Consider the following 9,563-nt stretch of genomic DNA (forward strand, 5'->3'; position numbering starts at 1 on the left):
GGTCCCGCAAGGGATCGCCAAGAAAGCCCCCGTTGTGTAGCGGCCTAGCACGCTGCCCTCTCACGGCAGTAGCGCCGGTTCGAATCCGGTCGGGGGTACCAGAGCGGCAAGGCCGGTGGGTAGGATTCCCATCGGCCGAGCGCTTTGTTGGGGTATGGTGTAATTGGCAGCACGAGTGATTCTGGTTCATTTAGTCTAGGTTCGAGTCCTGGTACCCCAGCCAGTAAGTAATTCAGCCCCGGTGATTCCGGGGCTTTTCTGTTTTTCAGGACCGATATCCCGGGGGCAATATCCCTGGATCAATGGCCCTGGATCAATGCCGAAGGGCCGCTCCGGAAATCCGGAGCGGCCCTTCGGCATGGCGTTTCAGCCGCGCCGCAGTGCCTCGGTGAGCCGGTTGGCGGCCTCGATGATGGCCTGGGCGTGCAGCCGGCCCGGGTGGCGGGTCAGTCGCTCGATCGGGCCGGAGACGGAGACGGCGGCCACCACGCGGTTGGAGGGGCCCCGTACGGGCGCGGAGACGGAGGCCACGCCGGGCTCCCGCTCCCCGATGGACTGGGCCCAGCCGCGCCGCCGTACGCCGCTGAGCGCGGTGGCGGTGAAGCGGGCGCCCTGGAGGCCGCGGTGCAGCCGCTCGGGCTCCTCCCAGGCCAGCAGGACCTGGGCGGCCGAGCCGGCCTTCATCGGCAGGGTGCTGCCGACCGGGACGGTGTCCCGCAGGCCGGAGAGCCGCTCGGCGGCGGCGACGCAGATCCGCATCTCGCCCTGCCGGCGGTAGAGCTGTGCGCTCTCGCCGGTGACGTCGCGCAGGTGGGTCAGGACCGGGCCCGCGGTGGCGAGCAGCCGGTCCTCGCCCGCTGCGGCGGAGAGTTCGGCAAGTCGGGGGCCGAGGATGAAACGGCCCTGCATGTCCCTGGTGACCAGGCGGTGGTGTTCGAGTGCGACGGCGAGTCGGTGGGCGGTGGGCCGCGCCAGACCGGTGGCGGCGACCAGCCCCGCCAACGTGGCGGGGCCCGACTCCAGTGCACTGAGCACCAGAGCGGCCTTGTCGAGAACGCCGACGCCGCTAGTGTTGTCCATGTCTCGATACTGCAGTCTCAGTGGGCGAGACGCAAGTTCAATCCAGCCGGAAAAGCGCCACTCTTGAATCAGCAGCCCGGGAGAAACCCAGGATGGACCCTGACCGGGGTGTCCACATCCTGGACAACAGATCCGGCGTGCAGGTCCGCCTGCGGTGCCTCACCAGGCCGGGTACGGGACGGGACCTCGACGACACGAGAAGGCCGGCAGAGCGGCCGGCTGGAGGGAAAGCGATGGGACGGACACTCGCAGAGAAGGTCTGGGACGACCACGTCGTCCGGCGCGCCGAGGGCGAGCCCGACCTGCTCTACATCGATCTGCACCTGCTGCACGAGGTGACCAGCCCCCAGGCGTTCGACGGCCTCCGGCTGGCCGGCCGGACGGTCCGCCGGACCGACCTCACCATCGCCACCGAGGACCACAACACCCCCACCCTGGACATCGACAAGCCGATCGCCGACCCGGTCTCCCGGGTCCAGTTGGAGACCCTGCGCCGGAACGCCGCGGAGTTCGGCGTGCGGATCCACTCGCTGGGCGACGTCGAGCAGGGCGTGGTGCACGTGGTCGGCCCGCAGCTGGGCCTGACCCAGCCCGGCACCACGGTGGTCTGTGGCGACTCTCACACCTCCACCCACGGCGCCTTCGGGGCCCTGGCGTTCGGCATCGGCACCAGCCAGGTCGAGCACGTGCTGGCCACCCAGACGCTCCCGCTGGCCCCGTTCAGGACCATGGCGATCACCGTCGAGGGCGAGCTGCCCGAGGGCGTCACCGCCAAGGACCTGATCCTGGCGATCATCACCAGGATCGGTACCGGCGGAGGTCAGGGCTACGTCCTGGAGTACCGCGGCTCGGCGATCCGCAGCCTCTCCATGGAGGCCCGGATGACCATCTGCAACATGTCGATCGAGGCCGGCGCCCGCGCGGGCATGATCGCCCCCGACCAGACCACCTTCGACTACCTCCAGGGCCGTCCGCACGCCCCCGAGGGCGAGGACTGGGACGCCGCCGTCGAGTACTGGAAGACCCTGGTCACCGACGAGGACGCGGTCTTCGACGCCGAGGTCTTCATCGACGCCACCGAGCTGACCCCGTTCGTCACCTGGGGCACCAACCCCGGCCAGGGCGCCCCGCTCGGCGCCCGGGTGCCGGACCCGGTCTCCTTCGCGGACCCGCAGGAGCGGACCGCCGCCGAGAACGCGCTCAAGTACATGGGCCTTCAGGCCGGTACGCCGCTGCGCGAGGTCGCGGTGGACGCCGTCTTCGTCGGCTCCTGCACCAACGGCCGGATCGAGGACCTGCGGGCCGCCGCCGCGATCGTCGAGGGCCGCAAGGTCGCCGAGGGAGTGCGGATGCTGGTCGTCCCCGGCTCGGTCCGGGTCGCCCTGCAGGCCATCGAGGAGGGCCTGGACAAGGTGTTCACCGCCGCCGGAGCCGAGTGGCGCCACGCGGGCTGCTCGATGTGCCTGGGCATGAACCCGGACCAGTTGGCGCCGGGCGAGCGCTGCGCCTCCACCTCGAACCGCAACTTCGAGGGCCGGCAGGGCAAGGGCGGCCGGACCCACCTGGTGTCTCCTCAGGTCGCCGCCGCGACCGCAGTCCTGGGCCGTCTGGCCGCGCCGGCCGACCTGGCCGCCCCCGTCTCGACCAAGCCCAGCGTGGAGGTCTGACCATGGAGAAGTTCACCACCCACACCGGCCGGGCGGTCCCGCTGCGCCGCAGCAATGTCGACACCGACCAGATCATCCCGGCGCACTGGCTGAAGAAGGTCACCCGTTCCGGTTTCGAGGACGGCCTGTTCGAGGCCTGGCGCAAGGACTCCGAGTTCATCCTCAACCAGCCCGAGCGGCAGGGCGCCACGGTGCTGGTCGCCGGTCCCGAGTTCGGTACCGGATCCTCGCGCGAGCACGCGGTCTGGGCACTGCAGAACTACGGTTTCGCGGCGGTCGTCTCCTCGCGTTTCGCGGACATCTTCCGCGGTAACTCGCTGAAGAACGGCCTGCTGACGGTGGTCCTGCCGCAGGAGACGGTGGAGCGGCTCTGGGCGCTCACCGAGGCCGATCCGGCCGCCGAGATCACCGTTGACCTCCAGGCCCGCGAGGTGCGCGCCGAGGGCGTCAACGCCCCGTTCGAGCTGGACGACAATGTCCGCTGGCGGCTTCTCAACGGCCTGGACGACATCAGCATCACGCTGCAGAACGCGGCCGACATCGCGGCCTTCGAAGGCACGCGTCCGAGCTTCAAGCCGCGTACGCTGCCGGTTGCCTGAGCCGCTTCTTTCTGACGGTCCGACGGATGGCCCGCTCCCCATCGGGGGGGCGGGCCATCCGCTGTTCCGGCCTCGAGTTCGGGTCTGACGCGTGCCCGCGATACTTGCCGGGATTTGTCGGAGAGGGGCGCGGACGGCGCAACTCTGTACAGATGGCACAATCGATGCATGCACTGGCACCATGAACCTCCGTACGCGGGTGGCGAACCCGGGTCGACGGAGGGGACGGATGGTGTCGCCGAGAGTCGAATTGACGATCGGCAGGACGACCAGACCTCACCTGCTGAGGAACCGGACGAGCCGGAAGTCGCGGCGCTCTACGCGCTTGTGGCCGAGCGGTTGAAGCAAGCTCATGTACGCGTTCATGCGCTGAACGTGTCAACCGAGGCAAAGACCGCTCTCACCCGTCAACTGTTGATCGTCACGGAGACCGCCAAGCGTGATCTTCCCGAGGCGGCAAGGCGGTTGAGTCGCTTTGTGCAAGACCTCGACGAGGGGCGCATGCCGCTCGGCTGAGGTCGCCGACGCGCAAATCCATTGCGACACTAGGGTGATTCGCGCGTTTGGTAATTGAAAGTCCGCAGATACATACCTAACGTGCGAAAAGAACGGATGGAATCATCCGGCGCCCGTTTCCGAAGGGGAAGACGTGAACAAGGCTCAGCTTGTCGAAGCGGTGGCCGAGCAGCTGGGTGGTCGCAAGGCTGCCGCAGAGGCCGTCGATGCAGTGCTCGACACGATGGTGCGTGCCGTGGTGGCCGGAGACCGGGTTTCGGTCACCGGTTTCGGCACCTTCGAGAAGGTGGAGCGCTCCGCGCGCTTCGCCCGTAACCCGCAGACCGGCGAGAAGGTCAAGGTCAAGAAGACCTCGGTGCCGCGCTTCCGTCCCGGCCAGGGCTTCAAGGACCTGGTCAGCGGCAGCAAGAAGCTGCCGAAGGAAGGCCCCTCGGTGAAGAAGGCCCCCAAGGGCTCCCTCACCCCGGGCAAGAGCGGCGTCGCCGCGACCCCGGCCGCCAAGCGCGCGGCCACCAAGCGCGCCGCTGCGGCCGGCACCACCGCCGCCGCCAAGAAGGCGGCCGCGAAGAAGACCACCGCCACCGCGGCGAAGAAGACCACGGCCACGGCGGCCAAGAAGGCGACGGCGGTCAAGAAGACCACCGCCACCAAGGCGACCGCCACCAAGACCGCTGCGGCGAAGAAGGTCACCGCCACCAAGGCGACCGCCACCAAGACCACCGCGGCGAAGAAGGCCACCGCCACGGCGGCGAAGAAGGCGGCAGCGGTCAAGAAGACCGCTCCGGCGAAGAAGACCGCCACGCGCAAGACCACCGCGCGCAAGTCGGCCGCCAAGTAAGGTCCGACGGGTTTTCCCGGGCAGTACCAGTGGACGGCCGCAGTGGCCGTGAGCCGTGGCGGTTCGCGACCGGGGAGATCCCGGAGCGGGCCGCCACGGCTCTTCTGTGCCCGGTTCCGGGCGGCCGGGCCGTCGGTTACGGGCGCTCGACCGGGAGTTCGTAGCTGATCTCCCAGGTGGCGTCCGGAATGACGAAATCGGCGGTCTCCACCGCCCGGCCGTCGACGTCGAAGTACGTCCGCTCGATCAGCACGACCAGATCGCCGGTGCAGATACCGAGCTTCAGGGCCTGGTCCGCGCCGGCCCGGCCGGCCCGGACGCTCTCCACGGCGAAGTCCACCACGACCCCGAGTGCCGCCATCCGCTTGACCACGCCCTGGTGCTTGTGGCTGGCGAACTCCGGCAGCTGGACCCCGCTCGCGGCCGTGATCGCCATCGGCTCCCAACTCTCGGCGAGCTGGCCCGGCTTGCGGTCCACCAGGAACTCGTAACTGGTGTGCACGGTCGGCTCGCCCTCCTCGATGCCGAGCCGGGCGGCGATCTCCGGCGGCGCCGGGACGTTGAGCCTGCTGGTGCTCTCGAAGTCGTCCGTCCGGCCGAACTGGTCGGGCTCGGCGAAGAAGCGCATACCGCTGTTCAGCGTGAGGTGGCGGGAGCGGAGCAGCCGGCGGCGGACGGTGGGCAGGCGCACGAAGGTGCCGGAACCGCTGCGGCCCTCCAGCAGTCCCTCGGCGATCAGCAGTTCCTGGGCGCGCTGGAGTGCGAAGGGGTGGGCGCCGTACTCCTCGGCGAGCTTGGCCCGGGACGGGAGACGCTCACCAGGTGCCCATTCGCCCTGGTTGATGCGGCGCCGCAGGGCGTCGGCGATGGGCAGGTACGCGGGATCACTCCTCGACATCTGGCTCTCCAGTGGCGCAGATCGGGTGACTTGGGGCAGATCGGGTGACTCAGTGTTGACAATCTAATGCATCAGGTGAAATCTAATGCTTTAGATTCACGTTCCGTGATTGGCCGCTCGCGGGGAGAGGCGTGGCGTGCGAACCACCAGGGTGTTTGACCTCGCAAATCGGCTCGCCGTGGCGGCGGGCGCCCGGGCCCGTGTCCGGCTGCGCCCTGGCGGCTACCTGGTGGAGGTGTCCCTCCCCGCCGGGCTCACGGAGGAACAGGAACTGGCCGTCCTCGCGGTGCTGGCGGATGCGGACCGCTGCGGACACCGGTACAGCGCGGCGGCCGAGAAGGTCTGGGCCGAGTTCGACGAGGAGCGGGAGCAGCAGCAGTGAACAGCAGAGAGTCCAGGACGGCCGTCACGGTGTCCATCGAGGACATCACCCCGCCGGCCACCTTCAGCCGGCTCCCGGACGCCCTGGTCGCCCTCTGGGAGGCGCTCCGGGTGCTGCCGCTGGGGTGGACGCAGTACGAGGCGTACCGGTACTTCCTGGGGCCCGGTGCGGAGCAGCGGGTGGCGGCATTCCTGGCGCGCGACGGCGAGTTGACGCTCAGCTTCACCATGGCCGGGCGCTCGCACGCGGTCCGGGTGGTGCCGGTGCCGCAGACCCGCGGCTAGCCCTGGTCCCCGGCCGGGTCCGGGAAGGTCTGCAGGGTCACGAACACCACGCGGCGGCCCTCGCCGCTGCCCTCGGTGCGGATCCGCACCCGCTGGCCGGGGCGCAGCAGCCGCAGGCCGCCGGCGTCGAAGGCCGCCGCGTCGAACGGCACCGGGGTGCCGTCGTCGAGCAGCACGGATCCCGCGCGGGTGTCGGGGTCGAAGGTGAATGCGGTGGCCTGCATACCCGCAGCATATCGGGGCGCCCGGCGGAGCACCCGCCCCCGCCGGTCCTGCGCGCACACAGGCGAGTTGGCGTACCGCCGCCGGGTCGGTCGCGCGGGTTCCCGCACCGGTGGGCGGAGTTCCCACGACCGTTCGGGGGTTGCGGGTGCCGGTAGGTCTTAGAGCCGTGCGGCGTAAGGATTCCGCGCACCGGGCCGGGGGAACAGGGGTGCGGCCGCGGCGGCGGTGCGGGGGCCGAGGCCGAGGGCGCGGGCGGCGGCGAGGTCGGCACCGGTGTCCACGTCGCGGCGGACGGAGGGGACGTCGGGCAGAGTGATCTCGTACGCGCCGCCCGCCGCGTGCCGGTCCCGGCTGGGGCCGCCGAACGCCGGGCGCAGTCCGGTGCCCGGCGCGCAGGCCAGCAGGGTGGTGCCGATCCCGGGTGCGTCGGCGAGGAAGGCCCGTCCGGTGGGCGGCACCTGGGCCAGCACCCGGGAGAGCTCGACGGGCCGCAGGGCCGGGAGGTCGGCGGAGAGCGCGGCGACGGGGGAGTGCGGCGCGATCCGCCGGGCGTGCGCTGCCCCGTGTGCGAGCGCCGGGTTGAGGCCGCCGCCGGGTTCGTCGTCCAGGACCAGGGCGCCCAGGTCCGCCAACTCGGGCCCGGCCAGCCGGTCCTGGGTGACCACCAGGACCCGCGCCACGTCCGGGCAGGCCAGCGCGGCCGTCACGGTGTCCAGTGCGAAGGCGAGCGCGAGCGCCGGCCGCAGTTCGCCCGCGAAGGCACCGAGGCGGCTCTTGGCCAGCGCGAGCGGTTTCACCGGCAGCACCAGCGACCAGCCGGGGCGGGCAGCGGGCGGAACCGGCTCGACGGGGCGTACCGTGTCCTGGGTCATCGGCGTCATTGTGGCGTCGGTGCCAAAGCCCTGGCCAGGCGGGTGCCGCGCGGGTTGACGTGCGATTGGTCACTTGCCCCGGGCCGTGGGGGAAGGCTCCTCGACAGCCGGTGAGGCGACGGGCGAGACTGATCCGCGCCCGGGGGCCTGGGCGTCAGGAACGATCTGCGGCACCCCGCGTGCCGCACTTGATGAGGAGGAGCTGGGGTGTCCCGCCGCTCGTACGCCAGATTCGGCAATGCCGACTACGGGATCTGGTACCGCTTCGCGGCTGTGCTCGTGAAGCCGGTGACCACCGCCCTGGTGAAGCCCGACTGGCGCGGCTGGGAGCACCTGCCCAAGGAGGGCGGTTTCATCGCGGCGGTGAACCACAACTCGATCATCGACCCCGTGGTGTACGCGCACTGGCAGTACAACAGCGGCCGCCCGCCCCGGATACTGGGCAAGTCCTCGCTCTTCTCGGTGCCGTTCATCGGCTTCATGCTGCGCAAGACCGGTCAGATCCCGGTGTTCCGGGACTCCACCGACGCCGCCGAGGCGTTCCGGGCGGCGATCGACGCCATCAACGGCGGCCAGTGCGTGCAGTTCTACCCCGAGGGCACCCTCACCCGCGACCCCGACCTGTGGCCGATGACCGGCAAGAGCGGTGCGGCCCGGGTCGCGCTGATGACCGGCGCCCCGGTCATCCCGGTGGCGCACTGGGGTGCGCACGAGATCATCCCGCCGTACGGCCGGGGCGGCAAGGGCAAGTTCAACCTCTTCCCCCGGCACAGGGTGGTCGTCGCGGCGGGTCCGCCGGTGGACCTGAGCAGGTACCAGGGCCAGGAGCTGACCGCCAAGGTGCTCCGCGACGCCACCGACGACATCATGGCGGCGATCACCGCCGTCCTCGCCGACATCCGCGGCGAGCAGGCCCCGGCCGAGCGCTACGACATGCGCAAGGCCGCCAGTGAGCGCGCCGCGGTCGCCGCCGCCAAGCGCGAGCGGGCCGGCGGCAACCGGGCCGGCAGCGGTCGAACCGCCGGAGAGAACGACGAAGGCCCCACCCCCGAGGAGAGTTCCAAGTGACCCGCTGCGCCGTCTTCGGGACCGGTTCCTGGGGTACCCCGTTCGCGATGATCCTGGCCGACGCCGGCTGCGAGGTGACCCTCTGGGGCCGCCGCCAGGAGCTGGTGGACACCATCGAGCGGACCCACGTCAACCCCGACTACCTGCCGGGGGTGCGGCTGCCGGACAGCATCCACGCCACCACCGACGCCGCCGAGGCGCTGGCCGGTGCGGAGTTCGCGGTCCTCGCGGTGCCGTCCCAGACGCTCCGTCAGAACCTCGCCGCCTGGGCCCCGTTGATCGGTCCCCGGACGGTGCTGGTCAGTCTGATGAAAGGCATCGAACTCGGCACCGCCAAGCGGATGAGCGAGGTTGTCCAGGAGGTCGCCGGGGTCGGCCCGGAGCGGGTCGCGGTGGTCAGCGGACCCAACCTGGCCAAGGAGATCGCCAACCGGCAGCCGGCCGCGTGTGTGGTCGCCTGCACCGACGAGGTGGTCGCCAAGCGGCTCCAGGCGGCCTGCCACACCCCGTACTTCCGCGCCTACACCAACACCGACGTGGTCGGCTGCGAACTGGGCGGCGCGGTCAAGAACGTGATCGCGCTGGCGGTCGGCATGGCCGACGGGATGGGCCTGGGCGACAACAGCAAGGCCACCCTGATGACCCGCGGACTGGCCGAGACCACCCGGCTCGGCCTCGCCCTCGGCGCCGACCCGCTCACCTTCGCGGGCCTGGCCGGGATGGGCGACCTGATCGCCACCTGCTCCTCGCCGCTCTCCCGCAACCACACCTTCGGCACCAACCTCGGGCGCGGCATGACGCTGGAGGAGACCATCGCGGCCACCCGGCAGACCGCCGAGGGCGTCAAGTCCTGCGAGTCGGTGCTCGATCTGGCCCGCCGCAACGGTGTCGAGATGCCGATCGTCGAGGCCGTGGTGGACGTGGTGCACCACGGACGGCCCACCCAGGAGGTACTCGCCAAACTGATGGCGCGCTCGGCGAAGCCCGAACGCCGCTAGGCCGGTCCTAGACCGGCCGGCACATGGGGGGCGGCGGCGCGTGCCGATGGCTGTCGCCTGGACGGCTTCTCCTCAGTCGCCGCAGCTCCGCTGCTACTTCGCCCCCAGCCTTCGGCCGGGAGGTACCCCCACGTCG

At 70.8% G+C, this 9,563-nt stretch carries 12 protein-coding genes and 2 tRNA genes; 10 read left to right on the forward strand and 4 right to left on the reverse strand.

Going from position 1 to position 9,563, the window contains the following annotated elements:
- Positions 1 to 25: 25 nt before the first annotated feature.
- Positions 26 to 101, forward strand: a tRNA-Glu gene (locus tag UK12_RS30625).
- A 47-nt stretch (positions 102 to 148) separates the two neighbouring features.
- Positions 149 to 223, forward strand: a tRNA-Gln gene (locus UK12_RS30630).
- Between the two features lie 143 nt (positions 224 to 366).
- Here UK12_RS30630 and ndgR read toward each other — a convergent pair.
- Positions 367 to 1,080: an IclR family transcriptional regulator NdgR gene (gene ndgR / locus UK12_RS30635; RefSeq protein ID WP_030275730.1), complete on the reverse strand. Its 714-nt coding sequence runs from the start codon at positions 1,078 to 1,080 to the stop codon at positions 367 to 369.
- Positions 1,081 to 1,313: 233 nt separating this feature from the next.
- Between ndgR and leuC the strand changes: the two genes are divergently transcribed.
- The 4 genes from leuC to UK12_RS30655 all read left to right on the forward strand — a co-directional run bounded on the left by leuC (position 1,314) and on the right by UK12_RS30655 (position 4,700).
- On the forward strand, positions 1,314 to 2,747 hold the full coding sequence (leuC, locus tag UK12_RS30640) for a 3-isopropylmalate dehydratase large subunit (protein ID WP_045306469.1): 1,434 nt from the start codon (positions 1,314 to 1,316) through the stop codon (positions 2,745 to 2,747).
- 2 nt (positions 2,748 to 2,749) lie between these two features.
- On the forward strand, positions 2,750 to 3,346 hold the full coding sequence (gene leuD / locus UK12_RS30645) for a 3-isopropylmalate dehydratase small subunit (RefSeq protein ID WP_045306470.1): 597 nt from the start codon (positions 2,750 to 2,752) through the stop codon (positions 3,344 to 3,346).
- Positions 3,347 to 3,514: 168 nt separating this feature from the next.
- On the forward strand, positions 3,515 to 3,862 hold the full coding sequence (locus tag UK12_RS41785; RefSeq protein WP_197085300.1) for a hypothetical protein: 348 nt from the start codon (positions 3,515 to 3,517) through the stop codon (positions 3,860 to 3,862).
- A gap of 133 nt (positions 3,863 to 3,995) precedes the next feature.
- Positions 3,996 to 4,700, forward strand: a complete 705-nt coding sequence (locus tag UK12_RS30655) for an HU family DNA-binding protein (RefSeq protein ID WP_045306471.1) — start codon at positions 3,996 to 3,998, stop codon at positions 4,698 to 4,700.
- A 136-nt stretch (positions 4,701 to 4,836) separates the two neighbouring features.
- Here UK12_RS30655 and UK12_RS30660 read toward each other — a convergent pair whose 3' ends face one another.
- Positions 4,837 to 5,598, reverse strand: coding sequence for a GntR family transcriptional regulator (locus UK12_RS30660; protein WP_045306472.1), 762 nt, complete (start codon positions 5,596 to 5,598; stop codon positions 4,837 to 4,839).
- A gap of 136 nt (positions 5,599 to 5,734) precedes the next feature.
- On the opposite strand from UK12_RS30660, the gene UK12_RS30665 reads away from it, so the two are divergent.
- Together UK12_RS30665 and UK12_RS30670 are read left to right on the forward strand one after the other, a co-directional pair.
- Positions 5,735 to 5,980 carry a hypothetical protein gene (locus UK12_RS30665; RefSeq protein ID WP_156179032.1) on the forward strand — a complete coding sequence of 82 codons (246 nt, stop codon included), beginning with the start codon at positions 5,735 to 5,737 and terminating at the stop codon, positions 5,978 to 5,980.
- Positions 5,977 to 6,264: a hypothetical protein gene (locus UK12_RS30670; RefSeq protein WP_045306473.1), complete on the forward strand. Its 288-nt coding sequence runs from the start codon at positions 5,977 to 5,979 to the stop codon at positions 6,262 to 6,264. Before UK12_RS30665 ends, UK12_RS30670 begins: the two co-directional genes overlap by 4 nt.
- Here the strand turns inward: UK12_RS30670 and UK12_RS30675 are convergent.
- Positions 6,261 to 6,488 (reverse strand): hypothetical protein, encoded by a 228-nt coding sequence (locus UK12_RS30675; protein WP_045306474.1) that lies wholly within the window; start codon positions 6,486 to 6,488, stop codon positions 6,261 to 6,263. The genes UK12_RS30670 and UK12_RS30675 overlap by 4 nt on opposite strands.
- Before the next feature lie 159 nt (positions 6,489 to 6,647).
- Positions 6,648 to 7,361: a 2-phospho-L-lactate guanylyltransferase gene (cofC, locus tag UK12_RS30680; RefSeq protein ID WP_045306475.1), complete on the reverse strand. Its 714-nt coding sequence runs from the start codon at positions 7,359 to 7,361 to the stop codon at positions 6,648 to 6,650.
- 207 nt (positions 7,362 to 7,568) lie between these two features.
- Between cofC and UK12_RS30685 the strand changes: the two genes are divergently transcribed.
- Together UK12_RS30685 and UK12_RS30690 are read left to right on the forward strand one after the other, a co-directional pair.
- Positions 7,569 to 8,429 (forward strand): lysophospholipid acyltransferase family protein, encoded by an 861-nt coding sequence (locus UK12_RS30685; RefSeq protein ID WP_082120084.1) that lies wholly within the window; start codon positions 7,569 to 7,571, stop codon positions 8,427 to 8,429.
- On the forward strand, positions 8,426 to 9,427 hold the full coding sequence (locus UK12_RS30690; RefSeq protein WP_045306476.1) for an NAD(P)H-dependent glycerol-3-phosphate dehydrogenase: 1,002 nt from the start codon (positions 8,426 to 8,428) through the stop codon (positions 9,425 to 9,427). The genes UK12_RS30685 and UK12_RS30690 overlap by 4 nt, the downstream gene beginning before the upstream one ends.
- Positions 9,428 to 9,563: the final 136 nt, after the last annotated feature.

The organism is Saccharothrix sp. ST-888, from assembly GCF_000955975.1.
Classification (GTDB): Bacteria; Actinomycetota; Actinomycetes; order Streptomycetales; family Streptomycetaceae; genus Kitasatospora.

What these genes read in the sequence shown, in the direction of transcription:
- ndgR (WP_030275730.1), bottom strand. Translation starts at nt 1,080, where the DNA reads ATGGACAACACTAGCGGCGTCGGCGTTCTCGACAAGGCCGCTCTGGTG.
- leuC (WP_045306469.1), top strand. Translation starts at nt 1,314, where the DNA reads ATGGGACGGACACTCGCAGAGAAGGTCTGGGACGACCACGTCGTCCGG.
- leuD (WP_045306470.1), top strand. Translation starts at nt 2,750, where the DNA reads ATGGAGAAGTTCACCACCCACACCGGCCGGGCGGTCCCGCTGCGCCGC.
- UK12_RS41785 (WP_197085300.1), top strand. Translation starts at nt 3,515, where the DNA reads ATGCACTGGCACCATGAACCTCCGTACGCGGGTGGCGAACCCGGGTCG.
- UK12_RS30660 (WP_045306472.1), bottom strand. Translation starts at nt 5,598, where the DNA reads ATGTCGAGGAGTGATCCCGCGTACCTGCCCATCGCCGACGCCCTGCGG.
- UK12_RS30675 (WP_045306474.1), bottom strand. Translation starts at nt 6,488, where the DNA reads ATGCAGGCCACCGCATTCACCTTCGACCCCGACACCCGCGCGGGATCC.
- cofC (WP_045306475.1), bottom strand. Translation starts at nt 7,361, where the DNA reads ATGACCCAGGACACGGTACGCCCCGTCGAGCCGGTTCCGCCCGCTGCC.